Source organism: Sulfurovum sp. TSL1, assembly GCF_019972135.1.
Classification (GTDB): Bacteria; Campylobacterota; Campylobacteria; order Campylobacterales; family Sulfurovaceae; genus Sulfurovum.
This window is the reverse complement of record NZ_BPFI01000001.1, coordinates 1,113,828-1,134,248: the sequence shown is the minus strand read 5'-3', so window position 1 is coordinate 1,134,248 and position 20,421 is coordinate 1,113,828. Positions and strand designations below refer to the sequence as shown.

The 20,421-nt window shown below is 41.4% G+C and carries 23 protein-coding genes; 21 read left to right on the top strand and 2 right to left on the bottom strand.

The window, feature by feature from the left end; genetic code table 11:
• Positions 1-97 precede the first annotated feature (97 nt).
• Positions 98-655 carry an AmmeMemoRadiSam system protein A gene (amrA, locus tag LDM98_RS05505; protein ID WP_223898339.1) on the bottom strand — a complete coding sequence of 186 codons (558 nt, stop codon included), beginning with the start codon at positions 653-655 and terminating at the stop codon, positions 98-100.
• A 132-nt stretch (positions 656-787) separates the two neighbouring features.
• On the opposite strand from amrA, the gene tolB reads away from it, so the two are divergent.
• From tolB to LDM98_RS05475, 6 genes are all read left to right on the top strand, one after another.
• Positions 788-2,041: a Tol-Pal system protein TolB gene (tolB, locus tag LDM98_RS05500; RefSeq protein ID WP_223898338.1), complete on the top strand. Its 1,254-nt coding sequence runs from the start codon at positions 788-790 to the stop codon at positions 2,039-2,041.
• A gap of 64 nt (positions 2,042-2,105) precedes the next feature.
• Positions 2,106-2,621: an OmpA family protein gene (locus tag LDM98_RS05495; RefSeq protein WP_223898337.1), complete on the top strand. Its 516-nt coding sequence runs from the start codon at positions 2,106-2,108 to the stop codon at positions 2,619-2,621.
• 7 nt (positions 2,622-2,628) lie between these two features.
• Entirely contained in the window at positions 2,629-3,441 is an 813-nt protein-coding gene (locus tag LDM98_RS05490) for a tetratricopeptide repeat protein (protein WP_223898336.1), read from the top strand.
• A 9-nt stretch (positions 3,442-3,450) separates the two neighbouring features.
• A complete protein-coding gene (locus LDM98_RS05485; RefSeq protein WP_223898335.1) occupies positions 3,451-4,026 on the top strand; it encodes a L,D-transpeptidase in 576 nt (191 codons plus the stop codon).
• Between the two features lie 196 nt (positions 4,027-4,222).
• Positions 4,223-4,738, top strand: a complete 516-nt coding sequence (locus LDM98_RS05480; RefSeq protein WP_223898334.1) for a peptidylprolyl isomerase — start codon at positions 4,223-4,225, stop codon at positions 4,736-4,738.
• Between the two features lie 191 nt (positions 4,739-4,929).
• Positions 4,930-6,228, top strand: a complete 1,299-nt coding sequence (locus LDM98_RS05475) for a hypothetical protein (RefSeq protein ID WP_223898333.1) — start codon at positions 4,930-4,932, stop codon at positions 6,226-6,228.
• A 9-nt stretch (positions 6,229-6,237) separates the two neighbouring features.
• Here LDM98_RS05475 and rd read toward each other — a convergent pair whose 3' ends face one another.
• Positions 6,238-6,408, bottom strand: a complete 171-nt coding sequence (rd, locus tag LDM98_RS05470; RefSeq protein ID WP_223898332.1) for a rubredoxin — start codon at positions 6,406-6,408, stop codon at positions 6,238-6,240.
• A gap of 92 nt (positions 6,409-6,500) precedes the next feature.
• Here rd and fabD point away from each other — a divergent pair, with 92 nt between their 5' ends.
• The 15 genes from fabD to LDM98_RS05395 all read left to right on the top strand — a co-directional run bounded on the left by fabD (position 6,501) and on the right by LDM98_RS05395 (position 20,421).
• Positions 6,501-7,442, top strand: a complete 942-nt coding sequence (gene fabD, locus LDM98_RS05465) for an ACP S-malonyltransferase (protein WP_223898331.1) — start codon at positions 6,501-6,503, stop codon at positions 7,440-7,442.
• A gap of 2 nt (positions 7,443-7,444) precedes the next feature.
• Positions 7,445-8,146, top strand: a complete 702-nt coding sequence (locus tag LDM98_RS05460) for a 5'-methylthioadenosine/adenosylhomocysteine nucleosidase (protein WP_223898330.1) — start codon at positions 7,445-7,447, stop codon at positions 8,144-8,146.
• Positions 8,130-8,948 (top strand): ATP-binding protein, encoded by an 819-nt coding sequence (locus LDM98_RS05455; protein ID WP_223898329.1) that lies wholly within the window; start codon positions 8,130-8,132, stop codon positions 8,946-8,948. Before LDM98_RS05460 ends, LDM98_RS05455 begins: the two co-directional genes overlap by 17 nt.
• Positions 8,945-9,298, top strand: a complete 354-nt coding sequence (locus tag LDM98_RS05450) for a hypothetical protein (protein WP_223898328.1) — start codon at positions 8,945-8,947, stop codon at positions 9,296-9,298. The genes LDM98_RS05455 and LDM98_RS05450 overlap by 4 nt, the downstream gene beginning before the upstream one ends.
• Before the next feature lie 17 nt (positions 9,299-9,315).
• Entirely contained in the window at positions 9,316-10,269 is a 954-nt protein-coding gene (locus LDM98_RS05445; RefSeq protein ID WP_223898327.1) for an RluA family pseudouridine synthase, read from the top strand.
• Positions 10,220-10,885 carry a fibronectin type III domain-containing protein gene (locus LDM98_RS05440; RefSeq protein WP_223898326.1) on the top strand — a complete coding sequence of 222 codons (666 nt, stop codon included), beginning with the start codon at positions 10,220-10,222 and terminating at the stop codon, positions 10,883-10,885. Before LDM98_RS05445 ends, LDM98_RS05440 begins: the two co-directional genes overlap by 50 nt.
• 9 nt (positions 10,886-10,894) lie before the next feature.
• Complete coding sequence (gene trmB, locus LDM98_RS05435) at positions 10,895-12,079, top strand: tRNA (guanosine(46)-N7)-methyltransferase TrmB (protein WP_223898325.1); 1,185 nt, start codon at positions 10,895-10,897, stop codon at positions 12,077-12,079.
• A gap of 3 nt (positions 12,080-12,082) precedes the next feature.
• Positions 12,083-12,757, top strand: coding sequence for a cell division ATP-binding protein FtsE (locus LDM98_RS05430; protein WP_223898324.1), 675 nt, complete (start codon positions 12,083-12,085; stop codon positions 12,755-12,757).
• A complete protein-coding gene (locus LDM98_RS05425; protein WP_223898323.1) occupies positions 12,744-13,559 on the top strand; it encodes a cell division protein FtsX in 816 nt (271 codons plus the stop codon). Before LDM98_RS05430 ends, LDM98_RS05425 begins: the two co-directional genes overlap by 14 nt.
• Positions 13,556-14,923, top strand: coding sequence for a murein hydrolase activator EnvC (locus tag LDM98_RS05420; RefSeq protein WP_223898322.1), 1,368 nt, complete (start codon positions 13,556-13,558; stop codon positions 14,921-14,923). Before LDM98_RS05425 ends, LDM98_RS05420 begins: the two co-directional genes overlap by 4 nt.
• A 70-nt stretch (positions 14,924-14,993) precedes the next feature.
• Positions 14,994-15,701 (top strand): UMP kinase, encoded by a 708-nt coding sequence (pyrH, locus tag LDM98_RS05415; RefSeq protein WP_223898321.1) that lies wholly within the window; start codon positions 14,994-14,996, stop codon positions 15,699-15,701.
• 28 nt (positions 15,702-15,729) lie between these two features.
• On the top strand, positions 15,730-15,936 hold the full coding sequence (locus LDM98_RS05410; protein ID WP_223899068.1) for a DNA-directed RNA polymerase subunit omega: 207 nt from the start codon (positions 15,730-15,732) through the stop codon (positions 15,934-15,936).
• Positions 15,937-15,942: 6 nt separating this feature from the next.
• Positions 15,943-18,096: a bifunctional (p)ppGpp synthetase/guanosine-3',5'-bis(diphosphate) 3'-pyrophosphohydrolase gene (locus LDM98_RS05405; RefSeq protein ID WP_223898320.1), complete on the top strand. Its 2,154-nt coding sequence runs from the start codon at positions 15,943-15,945 to the stop codon at positions 18,094-18,096.
• A gap of 16 nt (positions 18,097-18,112) precedes the next feature.
• A complete protein-coding gene (gene tyrS / locus LDM98_RS05400) occupies positions 18,113-19,312 on the top strand; it encodes a tyrosine--tRNA ligase (RefSeq protein WP_223898319.1) in 1,200 nt (399 codons plus the stop codon).
• Positions 19,312-20,421 (top strand): nitronate monooxygenase, encoded by a 1,110-nt coding sequence (locus LDM98_RS05395; RefSeq protein ID WP_223898318.1) that lies wholly within the window; start codon positions 19,312-19,314, stop codon positions 20,419-20,421. The genes tyrS and LDM98_RS05395 overlap by 1 nt, the downstream gene beginning before the upstream one ends.

The window sequence follows — 20,421 nt, the reverse complement described above, 5'->3', positions numbered from 1 at the left end:
TTTCGCTGTATCGAGGGTCTATTTCATCAGAGCAGTCACAAGGTTACCCTATTTTATAACCTTTTGGATATAGGAGGAATTTTGGAGGAGGGCAGATCTATGAGCCCTCCTTATACTTTGTGACCCTATAGGTAGAGATCTCAGGATGCTGAGAGAGACAGTCCATACCAAGATTGGCTTTTAGACACAGGCTGGAGAAGAAATCATCAAAGTGAGGCAATTGTTCCCAGACCTGAGGTAAGTAGGTGGCTTGTCTGCCGTCCAGTGTTAGTACGACTCCATCTTTGAAAGGAACAATTTTACTTTTGAGATCCTCACTATCCGTATAATTTACTACTTGAGGCTCTGAAAGAATAGAGACTTCCAGTGTCACATGAGCCAATTCTTCTACACTTAGCGGTAAAAATCGGGGATCACACAGGGCAGCAGACTGAGCATTTTGTATAATGTCTTGATAGAGTGGACGATGGGCATGCAGTGAACCTATACATCCACGAAGTTGTTCATGGGGTTTTGTGTTAATGGTGACAAAAGCAGCACCGTTCTCTTTAAGCTCGGGATAGATTTTTAAAGCATGTTCCAGATCAAAATCTTCAGGTTGATTCAGTGCTGCTGCAATAGCAGCTTTGGCTAAGGCTATCACTATGTCATTCAAAGTATTCTCCTTTATTTTTTATTTTATCATAAATTCTACCACTAAAAAATATTTTGATATTAATTAATGAATATTTTAAGAGAGCAAGGATACAATACAGACTAAAACAAACACTAAAATAGAGGAATATTCTTGAGATATTTATTAGTCATTTTTGCATCATTGACCTTTCTTACATTCAACGTTTATGGGGTAGATGCAACACTTAAAATAGAAAAAGATGTCGAGCAGCGGGCACGTATAGCGCTTATGGACGGTTCACCTGAACAGAGCAGTAAAGTGTTTAATATATTACTTTCAGACCTTAAGATCTCCGGACATTTCCTACCGGACACTACACATCATATAGGTGAGCTCTCTTCGGACTATATCATACCGGCCCTGAAAAGCCAGGAGTATGTCATTAAGTATGCCATGGAGCAACGCTCAGGCGCAAAACTTCTGGTACGACTTTTAAAAGCATCCAACGGCACAGAGATCTTTAAAAAAAGCTATGCGATTCCCTCCAAAGAAAAAATGCCGTTTCTGATACACAAAGCGATAAGCGATATGAACAATGTTTTACAATATCCAAGTATTGCTTGGATCAATCGCTATGTTGCCTATGCTGTCTATACAACCCCTGGGCGCAGTGAAATACGTTTGGCCGATTATACCTTCAGTTATAAAAAGACCATTATCAAAGGCGGATTGAACCTCTTCCCTAAATGGGCGGACAGAGCACAAAGAAATATTTATTATACCTCTTATAAAGGGACACTTCCTGCACTCTATAAGCTCAATATCTATAATGGAACAAAAACGAAGATAGCCAGTTCTGCGGGGATGCTGGTCTGTTCTGATGTCAACAGTGATGGTTCCAAACTTTTACTTACCATGGCACCTGAAGGACAGGCAGATATCTATGAATTTGATCTCGCATCACAATCGAAGAGAAGGATAACGACCTTTAAAGGTATTGATGTGAACGGGAGGTATGTTGATGACGAGAGTCGTATCGTCTTTGTCTCTAACCGGTTGGGCTATGCCAATGTATTTAAAAAGTCTATAGCGGGTGGACCGACCTCTCAAGTGGTGTATCACGGACGTAACAATAATGCCTGTGATGCCTATGAAGATAAAATAGTCTACTCAAGTCGGGAAAGCAGTAATGCATTTGGGGATAATACCTTTAATCTTTACCTTACCTCTACAGGAAGTTCAGACACAAGACCGATCACAACAACCGGTTCAAACCAGTTTCCCCGTTTTTCTACGGATGGATCTGTGATACTCTTCCTTAAACAGAGTGGTCGCAGCACTTCCATAGGATATACGAATTTGTCAAGTCATCAGAGTTTACTTTTCCCGTTTAACGACAGAAAAGTTCAATCCATTGATTGGTAATACATTTTTTCAGAAAGTTATGTCGTGACTACTCTGAGACTATTTTAATAAAAAAGGATACACAATGACACATAAACTACTTTTAACTACATCACTTATTTCATTACTTTTGATCGGATGTGCACAACCTGCACCCGGTCTAGCAGGTAAAAACAATATTTCTGATGCCAACCATATCGAAGGTGATACGGTCAGCATAGATGAAAATACATATGGCACGGGATCTACTGCAAATTATAACAGTAGCAGCGATGGTTTCAAAAGTATCTATTTCGGTTTTGCAGATTATTCGATCTCTCCGGATATGGAAAACAATATGAATCATAATATAGAGGTCGCCAATACAGCAGCTTCTAAAATAAAAATAGAAGGTAACTGTGATGAATTTGGTACGGACGAGTACAATTATGCTCTGGGCCTCAAGCGTGCCAAAGCAGTAAAAGACAGTATTGCAGCACAAGGGATCGATCCAAGTAGAATGGTGCTGGTGAGTTTTGGTGAGAGTAATGCTGTATGTACTGAGACGAGTGAGAGTTGTTATCAGAGAAACAGAAGAGTTGATATTCGTTTAATAAAGTAGGCTAGAGATGAGAAGTATACTCAATAGGGTTGCAATACCGTGTGTTTGTATGCTCTTCGCAAGCACTGTATCTAGCTATGCCGAACCTTCTGTTTACGGGTTTGGGACGGATGAATCTATGGTCAATGAACAAACTACAGGAAGCAGGAACGCAAGTTCGGCTTCCTTGCAGCAGCAAATAGACCAGCAAAATGAAAGAATAGAGGGACTGACCACGATCATAGAGGGGCTGAGTGCCTCTATCCGTGAGCTGCAGCAGGCTGGAGGGGCTAAGGCCTCCGCTATGGAGACGAATGATACATCCAATACTGCTTTGCTTCAAAAGTTAGCCGCTATGATCGACGAGATCAATGCGAACTATGTCAGTAAAGAAGAGTTGCAAAATGCCTTGGGAGATAAAAAGCAGGTGGTAAGTGCTGCAAAAACGCTCCCTGAAAAGAGTGACTCCATTGAAGGTAAAACCAATGCACAACTCTACAGTGAAGCTGTCCGGTATTTTGTAAAAAAACGCTATGATGAAGCAGCAAAAAGATTTACGATAGCCGATACAAAAGGCTATAAGCCTGCAGCATCCAACTATTACCTGGGAGAAATAGCCTATTACACCAAGAAGTATGAAGATGCGATATTTTATTTTAAAAAGAGTGCAGGTATTTACGACAAGGCTTCCTATATAGATACGCTGCTACTGCATACTGCGGTTTCACTTGAAGAGACAGGCGATAAAGGTCAGGCGAAAGCATTTTATGAGAATATCATAGAGAACTACAAAGGCAAGAAAACGGCAAAGATCGCTCAAGAAAGATTGAAAAAACTTTAGGACCACTTGATGTTTAAAATCCTTTTCATCGCTATGACTCTTTTTACTGAAGGCATGGCAAGTGAAGAGTTTGAAATACTTCCGCCCACAGGGACAGAAACGATGCCTGTCGCTAAAACAGTCTTTAAACTGATCAAAGAGGACAGTGAAAAGATCGTCGACCTTACCGGAAAAGATTTTATTCTGGTCTCTGTGCGTGAACGTGGAAGTGACGGGCGTTTTTATGCAGTGGACCGTGACGGTACGGTATGGTGGAGTGGTCCTGTGACTTCCGGTGCTCCAGAGTTTAGAAGCCCTTCGGGTATTTTCACGATTTTCCAAAAAAAGCGTTATCATATGTCTAAGGATTTTCCTGATGAGAGCGGTGTGAATAACATGGATTATATGATGAAGTTTACAAAACGGGGACATGCTTTGCATAAGGGGAGTGTGGACTGGATGTCCCATGGTTGTATACACATCGATCCCAAAGATGTACCTGTGGTCTATCACTGGTCCAACTATAACACAAAAGTGGTCATCACCCGACATACCTATATGCCTTTTGCCAAAGAGGACCTGGTCAAAATTTACGGGAATAGGTAAAAGCATTATACTATGATGCCCTTGTGCTTCTTCTATGGCATTGATACAGGTTGTTCTGACATGGTTGGTAGGATTATCAACCCCATATATTCAAGATCTTCTGTTCAGGGCAAATAAGAGAAAAAATATCTCTTGCCTAAGGCTCGCTAAAGTTTGATTGGTTAGAATAGCACAAATCTAATATATAGGAAACATTATGACAGTAACTAATGAAAATTGTGTAGTCGGTATCGAATACGAAGTAAAACAAGCAGGTACAACTGAAGTTGTAGACAGCAACAAAGGTGGTGCACCACTAGAGTTCATTATTGGAAAAGGACAGATCATTCCAGGTCTTGAGAACGCACTTGTAGGTATGTCTCAAGGTGAAAGCGGAGACATTATGGTCGCTGCTGCAGAGGCATACGGTGATGTAAATCCCGAAGCAATCCAAACACTTCCTATCGAACAGTTCGAAGGTGTGGATCTTGTAGAGGGTATGACACTTTATGGTCAAGGACAAGATGGTCAGACTGTACAAGTCACAGTAAAATCTTTTGATGATAAAGAAGTGAATGTGGATTTCAACCACCCATTGGCTGGTAAAGACCTTATGTTCTCAGTCACTGTTCTAAGTGCAAGAGAAGCAACTGCAGATGAAGTAACATCTGGTGTAGTTGGCGGTACAAAAGCAGCTGGTGGTAGCTGTGGTACAGGATGTGGTTGTCACTAATCCTTCATTTTTTTCAGCGCCATCTTTGAAGCAAAGATAGGCGCTACTTCGCTCAGACAGCGTAGACCTGCTTTTTCACTCCAAATTTTTTTATACAGAATTAACCACTTACAGAGTAAAATATATTTTAAATCAATGTCATTTATAAGATATTTGGATATGATAATTCTTAGGATTTTTGAAGGGGTGGCATGCATAAGATAGAAAAGATTTTTGATATTAATATTGTTCTGATGACTCTGTTCTCTTCTGTAGAAACGTTCAGAGAGGAAAAAAATATCGAACTGATTTATGATATGGAAGCAAGCATACCAAGAGAATTGAGGGGTAATCCTGATGTATTGTTACATGTACTCAACAAAGTACTCACCTTTGTCTGTGAGAATACCGATCAAAAAGAGATCGTGCTCTCTTTGGATGCACCTGAGGATTTTGTCTATGAAGAGTTTATTTCTTTTACGATCAAAGATACACATATCGAGAAAGAGAAGATCCGGCAATTTTTAGAGACAGGTTTACATGATGCTCTTGAGATGCTTGAAGGAAAGATTGTGTATGAGAGCGATGCGGATATACAGTTAGATTTACCGTTCAAGATCAGTGAATTGGGACATAGAAGGCATTATAGATTACCGGATATATCCATGCTTGGTAAAAAGGTTTTATTGATCTGTGAGAATGAAGCCATTGCACACAGCATTGAAAAAATGTTCAAGTATTTTCTGTATGATGTGGATGTGGGGTTTGATGCCTTTAAAGCACAGGGAAATGATCTCACGCCTTATGATATTTTGATTGTGGATGATCATCTTAATACTGAAGAGTTTGAACATATGATCGCTCGTGTACAGCAGAACATACCTCTTAAGTATGTATTGCTTAAAGATGCGCATATCGTAGAGCGTAAAATGATCAGTGTCTCTACCAATTTGATCAAACCTGTGACCGAAGAGAGTGTCTATGAGTTGATCATATCGCTTTTTAAAACGCAAACGGCCCGTAGAGAGGTGCGGTCACATTCAAAGATAAATGTGATAGACCTTGAAAAATACCTTCAATCCAACAAAGATCATGAAAAGTGTGAAGATCAAAGTAGCAAGATACAAGAGAGCATTGAGGCCATGATCGAAAAAAGAAGAGGGATGGATCTGCCTATCTTGGACAAGTCAATAGGCGAAGCAAACACAAAAAACGCGGGGTTGACCTATCCCCATGAATTAAAAATCTTTTTAGATACTTTTGATCGCTCAGATCTTTATTTTCGAGAGATAGTCAATCAAAAATCGATCCATAAAATCAAAGAGTTCTGTATAGATCTTGAAAGACATGCAAAGCTTATCGGGGCTGAGAGTATGTTCAAGCTCGCTGAAACGCTCGGTCTTATTTTTGTCTATGATAAACTTGATATGCTCCCTATCTATCCTGGAAAGTACCACATAGAACTCCAAAAACTGATCGAAGCCATCAAGAAAGAGCTGCAGTTCAAATAGTCTTATGGACTATGTTTCTGAAAGCACTTCAAAATCACTTTTACCGACATTACAATCCGGGCAGACCCAATCTTCAGGGATATCTTCAAATGCGGTACCCGGCTCTATACCTGAGTCAGGGTCTCCGATCTCAGGGTCATAAATGTAGTCACAGACGGTACAAATATACTTTTTACTCATGATCATACTCCTGTTAGTTTTCTATTACTATCATATCATAATTTAAAGATGGTAAAATACATAAAATATTTTAATTCTTCTAAAGGACACGTATGTCAATCAAATGTGCATTTTTATTTCCGGGCCAAGGTTCACAGGCTGTAGGGATGGGACAAGACTTTTTTAACAATTCTGATGTAGCAAAACAGATGGTGGCTGATGCCACTGAAAGAACAGGTATCGACTTTGAAAACCTGCTTTTTGAAGAGAATGACAAGCTTGAAAAAACAGAGTTTACACAACCGGCTATTTTGCTTGTGTCTGCTATTGCGCATAAGCTGTTTGAAAATGAAATGCCTATCAAACCCGTCTACGCATTGGGACACTCGCTGGGTGAATTTTCTGCACTGGTCTCCGTAGGTGCCATAGATGCCATTGATGCAGTGGAACTTGTGAATCTTCGCGGTAAGCTGATGGCTGAAGCATGTGCCGGTCAGGATGTGGGGATGATGGTATCTCTCGGTCTTGAAGATAAGGTGGTCGAAGAGATCTGTGATGCACAGAGAGAAGCGGGATTAAAAGTATGGCCTGTCAATTATAATGCTGAAGGACAGATCGTGATCGCGGGTGTGAAATCTGACCTTGAAGTTTTGGCACCTATCTTAAAAGCAGCCAAAGCAAAAAGAGCGATGTTGCTGAATATGTCGGTCGCGAGTCACTGTCCACTATTGGAGAGTGCTACAGCACCTTTGTCTGCAAAGTTGACTGAGATGTTGAAAGACGAATTCATCGCCCCTGTGATCTCGAACGTCACGGCAAAAGCATACAGTACCAAAGCAGAGGCATTGGATCTCCTTCCTAAACAGTTGGTCTCTCCGGTGCTTTATAAGCAGTCTATTGCCGCTTTTGATGATGCCGTGGATTGCTATGTAGAGTTTGGGCATGGCGGTGTACTTAAAGGATTGAACCGTAAAGCAACGACAAAGCCACACTTTGTGGTTTCAGATATGGCATCGTTGGAAGCAGCGATCGAAGAGATCAGTAAACTAGGATAATCATGACAAGTCAAAAAATTGCCATCATGGGTGCCATGCCTGAAGAGATAGAACCTATTATCGATAAACTTGAGAATGTACAGACGGATGTGTATGGAGATAATAAATATTATGAAGGTACCTACCATGGGCAAGAAGTGGTTGTGGCATATTCCAAAATAGGTAAAGTGTTTGCTGCATTAACGGCAACAACGCTCATAGAAAAATTCGGCTGTGATCTGCTCCTTTTTTCAGGTGTTGCTGGCGCTATCAGTGATGAACTGAAGATCGGTGACCTGATCATCGCAAACGGTCTGTGTCAACATGATCTGGATATCACCGCTTTTGGACATCCGTTCGGGTATGTACCAGAGGGAACTATCTGTATTCATACAGATGCCGTGTTACGTGATATTGCTAAAAATGTGGCGCAGCAAAAAGGTTTGACCATTCAGGAAGGTATCATCGCAACGGGAGATCAGTTCATCGCAGACCCTGAACGTAAGGAGTGGATAAAGAATACTTTTAAAGCAGATGCTTTAGAGATGGAAGGGGCCAGTGTTGCCGTGGTCTGTAATGCTTTAAATGTACCTTTCTTTGTTTTACGTGCGATCTCGGACAGTGCCGATATGGATGCAAGTTTTAATTTTGATGAATTTTTGGAAAGCTCAGCAAAGATCTCTGCTGATTTCATTCTGAGTATGGTGGATGCAATTGGACGATAAACAAAGACGTGCTGCTTCAAAAAGCATCCCCATAAGCAAAAAACTGCTTAAGTTGGCAGGTAAGACCAATGCGGAGTTCAAACTGATAGGTGAGGGGGATAAAGTACTGGTTGGGCTGAGTGGAGGTAAAGACTCTCTAGCACTTGTACATATCTTGAAACATATGCAGCGGCATGCTCCTTTTCACTTTGAATTTGAAGCCTGTACGGTCAAATATGGTATGCCTGATGAACATTATGAATTCTTGAGCAAGCATTGTGAAGAGTTTGGTATCAAACACACTGTTTTTGACACCAATATTTATGAGATCTCAAATGACACAATAAGGGAGAACTCTTCATTCTGTTCCTATTTCTCACGTATGAGAAGAGGGGCACTCTATAGTTTTGCAGAGAAAGGCGGTTTCACCAAGGTAGCACTTGGGCATCACTTTGATGACACCGTAGAAAGCTTTTTTATGAATATGTTCTATAATGGAACCATGAGAGCTTTGGCACCCATCTATAAGACAAGCAGAGGGTTTCACCTGATACGTCCGCTGATCCAAGCCAGAGAGACACAACTGCGTGCCTTTGCAGAAGATAACCATTTGAATGTCATAGGTGATGAAGCCTGCCCTGCCATGCTGAAAGAGGTAAAGATGCCTTATGCCAGAGCTGCGACGAAAGCGTGGTTGGCTGGGCTTGAAAAAGAGAATAAAGATGTCTTTAAAATGTTCAGGGCTTCCTTTAAACATATCCATGATGATACTTTCTTCGATCCTGCACGCTGGCACAGAGATGATATAGAGGAAGCGCTGTGAGACTCCTATTGCTACTAAACTTACTGTTTGCATATGTGATTGCAGAAGAGAACATACAACCACGGGAATTTACCGTGAAACTTATCAAAAGATGTGAATCCCTTGCATTGAGTGTGGAACCCAACCGCAAAGCAAAAAAGATCTATACCCGTGTCTGGACGGAGGAGTGTGTCCAAAACCTCGGCTGCTTAAGAGAAGTCACTCAAAAAGGGCTTGAGGAGATGAATGCAACCCAAAGGAGCCATATGGCATGGAAATACCCGGTATGGTGTAAAGTGGATGCTGAGGGCCAACGGGGCTGGGTACGTAAGCAGTTTCTCTCTGATGAACCGTGTAAGCAGACAGACTGATCTTTGACGAAAAAAGTATGACTCAATTTACCGCTACAGCATCAGGCCGTTTGGACAAGATACTTGCAAACCAATTGGACGTAAGCCGTAACCAGATCGAAAAACTTATCAAAGATGGACTGGTATCCGTCAATAGCAAAACGATCAAAAAAACCAGTTTTAAAGTAGAAGAGGGTGATGAGATAGCCTATGAATTCAAAGAGGCTGAAAAACGAGAGGTAGCACCTGTGGACTTTGATGTCGAGGTGATCTATGAAGATGCGTATCTTTTGGTGGTGAACAAACCGGCAGGCCTTGTGGTCCATCCTGCACCTTCCGTCAAAGAGCCTACACTGGTAGATTGGCTGATCCAGAAAGGCATCTCTCTTTCCACGATCAGCGGAGAAGAGCGTTATGGCATCGTGCACCGTATAGACAAAGAGACAACGGGTGCACTGGTCGTGGCCAAGGACAACAAAGTACATGAAGCGCTGAGCTTACAGCTCCAGGACAAGAGTATGGGCCGTTACTATCTGGCATTGATCGATTGTCCGCTGAAAGAGAATATCATTGTAGATAAACCCATAGGACGTAACCCTAAGAACCGACTCAAAATGGATGTCGTCCCGGATGGGAGAAATGCTAAAACAGCCTTCGTAAAACTGCTGACAAGCAAACAGAATATTGAACTCATCGCGGCAAAACTGTTTACAGGAAGAACCCATCAGATACGGGTCCATTTAAATACGCTTGGGCGCCACATTTTAGGCGATGATTTATATGGATTTAAGAGCAAAAGAGATAAAATTTCCAGAGTTAACTTGCATGCATATCTACTGTATCTTGTCCACCCTGTAAGCGGTGAAAGAATGGAGTTTGTCGCCCCACTTTTTGATGATATGAAAATGTATATATCTAAAAATTTCGACCAAGGTGAAGTAGATGAAAAAATCGACCCTCATACTCTGGGCACTCTCTTTGATCACCTTTAACGGGTGTGGTGCTGTCAAGGGATTGATGACCTATGGTACAGACCCTTCATTAGAAACGATCGAACAGGTACATGCTTTACCCAGAATGAACTCTGTAGGTTTTGAATGGAAGAAGATAGATGACCATCGTATACAGGGTGTCAATATTTACAGAAGCGATGTTTCGCAGTCGTCACAGAGTTTTCAACGTATAGGTACTGTGGGCAACCCTTATGCGACGCACTTTGTGGACAGACATGTTAAGGCAGACAGCACCTATCGTTATAGATTCAGCACCTTTGCTTTTGGACAAGAGTCTGAACACAGTGAGCCGATCGATGTAAGAACCTTGCCTGCATTTTCGGCAGTTTCTTTCGTGAAAGCCTATAGGGTAGCACCCTCTGTGGTCAAACTTTTGTGGAAACCGCATGCTGATCCAAGCATCGATACCTATATCGTAGAGCGATCCGTGGATGGCTCTGGATGGAAATTCATCTCACAGGTACAAGGACAGTTGATGGTTGAATACATTGACACTTTTGTAAGAAGCGGACATACATACAGCTACCGGATCATCGCACAAAGTTATGACAAAATACGCGCTTATCCCAGCGAAGCAACAAAAATTACATTATAAGCAGGAACAATGCCACACTTAAAAGTTACCCCCTTTGATACATCCATAATAGAAGCACAGATAAAAAACAGTCCTATGATGACTTTTTGCGCCACTGCACTGAACCGTAATGATATGCTCATTGGTATTGAGCATGCAGGAGAAGAGTTCTTGCTTCAACTCAAACCGGATGAAAAAGACTACTTACTCAAATATGACAAAGTGACCAGACCCCTTAAAGTGAACCTGCTTAAAGAGGCATTGGAGAGTGTATCAAAAGCGTTGAACCTGGATGTACTCACTTCAAATATCGCACTATCCAATACAAAGAGTCCACTCTCTTCAGAACATTTTAAAAAGATAGAAGATTTTGAAAATATCACCTATCCTAAAGAGAAGATCTCTGTTGAGGTAGGATTTGGAAGTGGCCGGCATTTGCTTCATCAGGCAAAAAAGAACCCCGACACGCTTTTTATAGGGTTAGAGATCCATACACCTTCGGCACAACAGGTCCTCAAGCAGATAGAACTTCAAAAGCTTGACAATATCTGGGTTGTGAATTACGATGCAAGACTTTTTTTGGAGATGTTGCCATCCAATGTATGTGAACAGATCTTTGTCCATTTCCCTGTACCCTGGGACAAGAAACCACACAGAAGGGTGATCAGCCCCAGTTTTTTAGACGAGTCCATGAGAGTACTGAGAAAAGGCGGACGACTGGAGCTTCGTACAGACAGTGACAAATACTTTTGGTATGCGTTGGAAACTTTCTTTTCTGTACCTAAGGTTGAAGTAGAAGTACGTAAAAATGAAGCGTTGGAAGTGACAAGCAAGTATGAAGCCAGATGGCTGAGACAGGAAAAAGATATCTATGATGTGTATGTCAAATGCACCCAGGAATCAGCACCTAAAACGTTGACTATAGATTTTAATTTTAATGATGTAAAATATACGTCAGGGATAGAAGAATGTTTACCGAAAAACGCATTGGTATTTGACGGGTATTTCATACACTTTGAACGGGTGTACAAAATATCTGAAGAGAGTCTACTTATCAAATGTGCCTTTGGAAGTTTTGACAGACCAGAACATAAATATATTTTATTAGAAAAAGAGAGTTGCAGATATTTTGTCTCTCCGCCTGTGAAGACGACAGTCAACTTTCAAGCACACCAAAAACTAGCTGAGCAGATGATGCTCGTTAAAGGAGAGTAGCACATGTCCAATGTGATCCACGCTTCACATCTTACCCTTACGTATGGAAAAGCAGGAAAAGAGGTCATTAAAGATGCCAACTTCAGCATTAAAAAAGGTGAGTTCGTCTTTATTACAGGACCGAGTGGTTCGGGTAAATCTACACTGCTTAAAGCATTGTACGGAAAGTTGAGACCGAGCGAAGGCAACCTTGTAGTGGGTGGGCTTGATCTGGCCAATGTCAGTCAGCGTAAACTCCAGGAACTCAGAACCCATATGGGTATCATTTTTCAGGACTATAAACTGGTGAATGAATGGACCGTGAAAAAAAATGTTGTTCTGCCCTTAATGATTGCAGGATACGACAGTGAGATACAGGACACACAGGCACGAAGACTGCTTAAACATGTAAAACTCCCTGAACATGCAGACAAGTATCCGTTGGAATTAAGCGGTGGGGAACAGCAGCGTGTGGGTGTGGCAAGAGCATTGGCGAAGAATCCGGTGGTGATATTGGCAGATGAACCTACGGGTAACCTTGATGATTATTCCTCCAATGTGATCTGGGACCTGATGGAGAATGCGTGTCAGCAGCTCGATACAACCGTTTTGGTCGTCACACACAAAATCCCAACGATCTTCTCTTTGCCTTACAGACATTTTATTATAGAGAGCAAGGGTGTATATGAAGTTCATTAAAAACCATTTGATGTTCATTTTGCCGCTGATGGCAATTTTATTAGGGATTGAATTTTATCTGGTATTTGAACGTACAACAAATACTTATGAAAAAGGGCTCCAGGAGGGCTATTTTATGCTTGCTGTGACCAAAAAGCCTATGGAGCTTTCTGACTTTCAGGCACTCAATGATCATATCAGTACGGCAGAAAAGATCCAACGTGAGAGCATCGTCTCAGAAGTGGCAAAGGGGATCAGTCAAAGCAGCAGCAAAGAGATATTGGCTACACTGCCTTATTTTTATAATCTTGGGTTAGACTCTTATCTTCACACTTCAGGACTGGAAGCGATCAAAAAAGATCTTGAAGCGGATGCCAACATTAAACAGGTTGAGACATTCGGCAGCAGCTATCAGTCCAATTACAGGCTTTTTGCATTTATCAAGTTCATACTGAAAATATTTATCGTTTTTATGGCTGTGGTAAGTCTGTTCCTTATCATCAAACAGATGGAGATCTGGAAATATGCACATAAAGAGCGTATGCAGGTGATGGAGATATTCGGTGCACCATTGATGCTCAGATCAGGGGTACTTTTCAAGGTTGCTTTTCTGGATGCGATCTTTTCAACACTTTTGGTCTCGGCGATCTTCTTTTATACCAAATTTTACTGGGCTGCGCAAAGTGGGATTGATATCATGGTGCAAAACAGGGAAGCACTGTTCAGGGTTAGCGATATCGGTATTTTATTGGGCGCTTCTATTCTGATCGTTATTATTGCTGTCTATACGGTGGTATTTAGCAGTAAGGGAGTACAGGAGTGAGATCCTTTCTTCTGATATGTTTTGTAGCGATAGGGGTGCTTCACAGTGCGTCGACCACTGCAAAGATCGAACAGTCTAAAGAAAATCTCTCTGCTGCATCGGCTGCCAAAAAAAAGACAAGCAGACAGCTTCACAACATTGCTCAAGACATACAGGCTGCAGAGAAGGATATCGTCTATCTTGAAAAGAAAATAGGCGAACTTGAAATCGATCAAAAAAGATCAGAAGAAAAGTATGAAGCATTAAAAACCGAATTAGCCAGATCTGAAAAAGAGTTGGCTGCTACAAGTCAGGCACTGGAAGAAAAACATCAAAAGTTCGTCTCTTTGCTTTCGGAACAGTTTTCTATCGTTTTTGCCATGGAAAAAGCCCATGAACCCACAAAAGAATCTATAATTTCGCATGAAGTCTATGTTGCCTATAAAAACCATAATACCAAAATGTTAGCTGCGCTCAAGGGAGATCTGGAGAAGCTTAAGAAGCAGAAAGAGGATAAGGTCTATTTGCGCAACAAAACAAAAAATGAGATTGCACGTATTGTCAAAAAGAGAGAGGAGTATGCGCAACAAAAGTCAGCCAAAGAGAAATTGCGTCAAAAGCTTGCTGCCGATGAGGAAAAATACAATGAAAAACTTGCAAAGATCGTGGACAAACAGAACTCTCTTCGGTCCACATTGGCAAAACTGAACATCCTCCATACACAAGAGGTCAATGAAGCACGCAAGAGAGCAGAAGCCGAGAAAGAGGCAATGCGTCTTGAAAAACAGAGACAAAGAGAGGTACGTCAAGCAAAAGCCTTGGCACGTATCAATGCAAGAAAAGCCCAAGAGGCCTTGCAACAAGCAAAGACAGAGCAAGAGAAAAAGCAAGCGCGCCTGGCTGCAGCTGAAGCAAGAAAAGCTGAGCAACAAACGTACAAAGAGAGTGAAAAGGTACGACAGGTAAACTCTTCCTATCAAAAGTCTAAAACCTATGCATACAGAGGCGGAAAAACGATATCTCCATTACCGGGAGCAAAGCTTATCAAAAAGTTCGGTACCTATGTGGATCCTATTTACAAGATCAAGATCTTTAATGAATCTATTACGCTCAAGTCGCCTGTAGCGAACTCAAAAGTAAAAAATATCTTGAACGGGAAAGTAGTATTTGCAGGGAAAAGCAGTATGCTGGGCAATGTAGTGGTGGTCTCCCACAGCAGCAAGATACATACGGTCTATGCAGGACTTTCTAAAATTGCTCCTACGATACATGTCGGGGCGAAGATACAAAAGGGATATGTGGTAGGAAAAGTGAATGAAAAACTCATTTTTCAGGCAACCAAAGACTCTAAGCATATTAACCCGTTGAAGCTGATAACGATATAGGTATCCAAGAGTTTAAACGCCTCCTAAACCACAATTGGATATAATCGCGAAATTATATAAAGGTGCATCTGTGACTAAAAGAGTTTTGGTAAAATTTTCTGGTGAAGCATTAGCGGGTGAAGAAGGGTATGGTATTGATACTCAGATTCTTAATTTTATTGCAGGTGAGATCAAAGACCTTGTAGACAATGGTGTGGAAGTCGGTATCGTTGTAGGCGGTGGCAATATCATTCGTGGTGTGACGGCTGCTGCAGATGGTATCATTAAAAGAACATCCGGTGACTATATGGGGATGCTGGCGACTGTCATCAATGGTGTAGCCATTCAAGAAGCACTGGAGCATGCAGGGCTTGAAGCAAGACTTCAGTCTGCTATCAATATGCAAGAGATAGGTGAAGCATTCATCGTACGTCGTGCAAGAAGGCATTTGGAAAAGGGACGTGTGGTTATATTTGCCGGTGGTACAGGTAACCCATATTTTACAACAGATACCGCTGCGACATTAAGAGCTTCAGAGATAGAATCTGATCTTCTTATCAAAGCGACCAAAGTCGATGGTGTCTATGACAAAGATCCAAATAAGTTCGATGATGCTGTGAAACTTGATATGTTATCGTATGATGAGGCATTGGCAGATAACATTAAGGTCATGGATGATACTGCTATTGCTTTGGCGAAAGAGAATGGATTACCTATTGTGGTGTGTAACATGTTTGAAAAAGGTAACCTTCTTGCGATAGTCAAAGGTGATATGAGCCTTTGTTCAGTAGTAAAATAGAGAATGAAATAATAAAGGAAAGAATATGATGAGAACAGAACAATTAACAGCAAAAGCACTTGAAAAAGTAGATTTTGATAAATACCTTCTTGCAAATGCAGTAGGAAAAAGAGCAGAAGCCATCGCTAGAGGTGCTGAAGTACTCTTAGATATCGATACATCAGGTATGAAATATTCAGACATTGCACTCCAAGAAATAGCTGAAGGTAAGATCACTGTCAGCCTAGAAGGGTAAACTCTTTTGGATGCTTTTCTAGATAAAGCTAAAAATATCCATACTATAGAAGAGGCAAGTGCCCTTCTTTGGGAAGAAATCCCAAATCCTCTACCTGCAACAACCAAAGCACTGGAACATTCACTCGAAGCACATAAAGGACAGACACGTAAAAGCGGAGAGCCCTATATCGTTCATCCCATCTTAGTTGCAGCGATCACTGCAAAGTTCTCCAATGATGAAATGATGGTACAGGCCGCCCTCTTACACGATGTGGTCGAAGATACACAGTATACGATCGAAGAGCTGGAACATGAATTCGGGTATGATGTGGCACATATGGTCGAGGGACTCACAAAGATCGTCGAGATACGTGATGAAGAACTGGTCCCTTCAGGCTCCGATGAAAGATTGATCAACTCCGCGCTTTCATTTCGAAAAATGCTTATTGCTTCCATCAAAGATGTGCGTGTACTTGTGATCAAACTTTGTGACAGATTGCACAATATGATCACACTGGATGCACTGAGTTATGCAAAACAAAAACGTATCTCTGAAGAGACCCTTGTCGTATACGCACCTATTGCACATAGACTGGGCATCTCAAGACTTAAAAACCATTTGGAAGATCTGAGTTTCCGTTATATCTATCCTGAAGATTACAAGGGCATAGATACCTATATGAAGTCCAATGCACAAAATTTGAAGTTCAAACTCAATGCTTTTATTCAGAATGTAAAAGATACGATGCTAAAAGACGGCTTTAATGAAGATGATTTTGAGATCATCGGAAGGGTTAAACACTATTATTCCATCTATTTAAAGATGCACCGTAAGGGTGTGAGCATAGAAGAGGTATTGGACCTGCTGGCGGTCCGTATCATTGTGAAAAACCCCATAGACTGCTACAGGGTCCTGGGACTCGTGCATTTGAGGTTCACGCCTCTGATATCCAGGTTTAAAGATTATATCGCCGTACCTAAAGAAAATGGCTATAAGACCATTCATACGACACTGTTCTCCGAAGAGGGGATCGTAGAAGCGCAGATACGAACCGTAGAGATGCATAGACTTGCAGAGTATGGTGTTGCAGCACACTGGAAATACAAAGATGGAGATATGGGTGTGAACCTGGCATGGCTAGAGAGTCTGCATTATCAAAATGAGTCCATCGAAGAGTTCTATGAGTTGGCAAAATCCGATCTTTTTTCTGAAGATATTACCGTCTTTTCACCTAAAGGGGATTATTATACTTTACCGAAAGGATCAGTGGCCCTTGATTTTGCCTATGCCGTTCACTCACAGGTCGGTGCCAATGCAGCGGAAGCATTGGTCAATAAGCAAAAAGTGCCACTGCTGACCATTTTAAAAAATGGTGACATTGTGAATATTATCAAAGACAATGATGTGCATTTGTACTGTTCATGGCTTGACACCGTAAAAACATCCAGAGCCAAAGAGGGTATAAGAAGCTCATGCAGAGCCAGAATAAAAGAGGCAGATACCCTCAGTGCATACAATATCTTGGGAACACTGTTCTCACAAGAGAGCAGTGCGATGAAAGAGCTTTTAGAAAGTATGGAGCATACGGAGGCCATTTATAAACTGCCGGTTCAGCTTGACTATTACAAAGAGACCATACATAAAGTGGCAGATTATATGGGTACCAGAGTCGTGCGTTTTTGGGAACTGCTTAAAAAAGGATATAAAAAGCCCTATATCAAAGAGTTAGAGCACTTTAGATTCTTTACGAACAAGCCTATAGACGGCGTAGAGTTTGATTATTGCTGCCATCCTAAAGTTGGTGACGAGATCGTTGCATTTTATAAGGGTAGTAAAGCTATTATACACCACAAATTATGCAAGAAAGCCTACGGGAAAATGTCAGAGGGGCAGGAGATGGTCTATGTGAGTTGGAGTGGTTCCAAACTCTCCAGATACAGACTCACCATCAGTCTTCAAAACAAAAAAGGTATTTTGGCAGATTTACTGTCAAAACTTTCTGATCTTAATCTCAATATTTTGAGTATAGAGTTGGGGATCAGAAATTCAGAACAGGCAGAGTTCTGTCAGATAGAAGTTGAAAGCAATGAGTCTAAAAAGCAGCTTCTTGCAGAAAAAATTTCACATCAGTTTAAATTGATAGAGATCATTAGTTTAGATGACGCATATAATAAATAAACAAGGGTAAGTAAAAATGGTACAAAAGGCATTAGAAGAGATCAGCAGAGGTACTGCAGAAGTGATAGATATGGAACGTATTGAGAAATTGGTTTCAAAATATTATGAGGATGGCAGTACCTATACCGTCAAGGCAGGATTTGACCCTACCGGTGCCGATTTGCACTTGGGGCATACTGTCCTTCTTCAAAAGCTTAGAACATTTCAAAACCACGGTGGAAGGGTACAGCTTCTCATCGGTGACTTTACGGCAACGATAGGGGATCCTACCGGTAAGAGTGAAACAAGAAAAGTACTCGATAACGAGACGATCATGGCCAATGCAAAAACGTACCAGGAACAGGTGTTTAATATTCTTGATGAGAGCAGGACAGAAGTCGTATTTAACTCTACCTGGCTCAATCAATTGGGTGCTGCAGGGATGGTTGCATTGACAACAACATTTAGTGTAGCACGTATGCTTGAGCGTGATGATTTTACCAAACGTTTTAAAAATGAACAGAGTATCTCTATCTCAGAATTTTTATACCCACTGCTTCAGGGGTATGATTCTGTGGAACTTAAGAGCGATATTGAGATTGGCGGAACAGATCAGAAGTTCAACCTTTTAATGGGAAGACACCTTCAGCGTGTTTACAATGTAGGAAAAGAACAAGCGGTGCTTATGATGCCGATCCTGGAAGGACTGGATGGTGTACAGAAGATGAGCAAGTCTTTGAACAACTACATTGGTATTACTGAAGAGCCGAAAGATATCTATGCCAAAACACTTTCCGTATCAGATGAATTGATGTGGCGCTATTATGAACTTTTAAGTGAAAGATCACTTGAAGAGATATCTACGATGAATGAGGATGTCCAAAAGGGCACACTTCACCCTAAAACAGTGAAGGAAAATCTGGCACTTGAACTGGTTACAAGGTTTTATAATGAAGAGTTGGCTACACTAGCCAAAGGAGAGTTTGATAATGTCTTTAAATCGAACCAACTCCCAACAGATATGATTGAAGTAGAAGTAGAAGAGGGTATCTGGATATGCAAAGCATTGGTAGATGCGGGTATTGAACCTTCTACCTCTCAAGCAAGAAGAGATATTAAACAAAATGCAGTGAGCATTGATCAGAAAAAGATATCTGACGACAAGTTAAATCTTGCAGTAGGAGAGTATATCCTACAGGTAGGAAAAAGAAAGTTTGCAAAAGTGAAGGTGAAGTAGTGGCATTTAAATCTTTGAAAATCGGAAAATATACCATTGAAAAACCTATCGTGCAAGGTGGTATGGGTGTGGGTATATCATGGGATCAGTTAGCCGGAACTGTTTCAAAAGAGGGTGGTCTGGGTGTCATCTCTGCTGTGGGAACAGGTGTCTATAAAAATAGAAAATATCTTGATGATAAAGAGATGGTAGGTAAAGAGCACAGACCACTTGAAGCGATCAACTTTTACTCTTATACTGCACTGAAAAAAATATTTGAGAATGCAAGAAAGATCTGTGGGGATAAACCTTTGGCGGCGAATGTACTCTATGCACAAAGTGAATACAACCGTGTGGTCGAAGATGCATGTAAGGCTGGTGCAAATATTATCATCACCGGTGCAGGTTTGCCTCTCACGATGCCTGAAGCAACGAAGAATTATCCTGATGTGGCTTTGGTCCCCATTGTTTCTACGGCCAAAGCACTGCGTATATTATGTCGCCGTTGGAAAAAAACACATGACAGACTTCCTGATGCTGTCATTGTTGAAGGACCGCTTAGCGGCGGGCACCAGGGCTTTAAGTATGAAGAGTGCTTCATGCCTGAAAATCAATTGGAAGCGATCCTGCCTCCTGTCGTTGAGGAAGCCAAGAACTGGGGTTCTATGCCTATTATCGCTGCGGGTGGTGTTTGGGACCATGATGATATTGTCAAAATGATGGAACTGGGTGCAGATGGCGTACAAATGGGTACACGTTTCATAGGTACAGTGGAATGTGATGCAAGTCAAGTGATGAAAGATATTATCATCAATGCCAAAGAAGAGGATATCAAACTCTTTAAATCACCGGTAGGGTATCCTGCCCGTGGTGTAAAAACACAGCTTCATGAAGATATAGAAAAAGGAACAGCACCAAAAGTAGCCTGTATTTCAAACTGTGTTGCCCCGTGTCATCGTGGTGTAGAAGCGAAAATTGTAGGGTATTGTATAGCAGACAGACTGACCGATGCATATGACGGTATCAAAGAGACCGGACTCTTTTTTACAGGTGCCAACGGGTATCGTCTTACAGAGATCATTACAGTGAAAGAGCTGATGGATAAATTGATGAATGGAGAAGATAAGTAA

Excerpts from the sequence above, each read along its gene's own strand:
- LDM98_RS05495 (WP_223898337.1), top strand. The coding sequence starts at position 2,106 with ATGACACATAAACTACTTTTAACTACATCACTTATTTCATTACTTTTG.
- LDM98_RS05490 (WP_223898336.1), top strand. The coding sequence starts at position 2,629 with ATGAGAAGTATACTCAATAGGGTTGCAATACCGTGTGTTTGTATGCTC.
- LDM98_RS05485 (WP_223898335.1), top strand. The coding sequence starts at position 3,451 with ATGTTTAAAATCCTTTTCATCGCTATGACTCTTTTTACTGAAGGCATG.
- LDM98_RS05480 (WP_223898334.1), top strand. The coding sequence starts at position 4,223 with ATGACAGTAACTAATGAAAATTGTGTAGTCGGTATCGAATACGAAGTA.
- LDM98_RS05475 (WP_223898333.1), top strand. The coding sequence starts at position 4,930 with ATGCATAAGATAGAAAAGATTTTTGATATTAATATTGTTCTGATGACT.
- rd (WP_223898332.1), bottom strand. The coding sequence starts at position 6,408 with ATGAGTAAAAAGTATATTTGTACCGTCTGTGACTACATTTATGACCCT.
- fabD (WP_223898331.1), top strand. The coding sequence starts at position 6,501 with ATGTCAATCAAATGTGCATTTTTATTTCCGGGCCAAGGTTCACAGGCT.
- LDM98_RS05460 (WP_223898330.1), top strand. The coding sequence starts at position 7,445 with ATGACAAGTCAAAAAATTGCCATCATGGGTGCCATGCCTGAAGAGATA.
- LDM98_RS05455 (WP_223898329.1), top strand. The coding sequence starts at position 8,130 with ATGCAATTGGACGATAAACAAAGACGTGCTGCTTCAAAAAGCATCCCC.
- LDM98_RS05445 (WP_223898327.1), top strand. The coding sequence starts at position 9,316 with ATGACTCAATTTACCGCTACAGCATCAGGCCGTTTGGACAAGATACTT.
- LDM98_RS05440 (WP_223898326.1), top strand. The coding sequence starts at position 10,220 with ATGAAAAAATCGACCCTCATACTCTGGGCACTCTCTTTGATCACCTTT.
- trmB (WP_223898325.1), top strand. The coding sequence starts at position 10,895 with ATGCCACACTTAAAAGTTACCCCCTTTGATACATCCATAATAGAAGCA.
- LDM98_RS05430 (WP_223898324.1), top strand. The coding sequence starts at position 12,083 with ATGTCCAATGTGATCCACGCTTCACATCTTACCCTTACGTATGGAAAA.
- LDM98_RS05425 (WP_223898323.1), top strand. The coding sequence starts at position 12,744 with ATGAAGTTCATTAAAAACCATTTGATGTTCATTTTGCCGCTGATGGCA.
- LDM98_RS05410 (WP_223899068.1), top strand. The coding sequence starts at position 15,730 with ATGAGAACAGAACAATTAACAGCAAAAGCACTTGAAAAAGTAGATTTT.
- tyrS (WP_223898319.1), top strand. The coding sequence starts at position 18,113 with ATGGTACAAAAGGCATTAGAAGAGATCAGCAGAGGTACTGCAGAAGTG.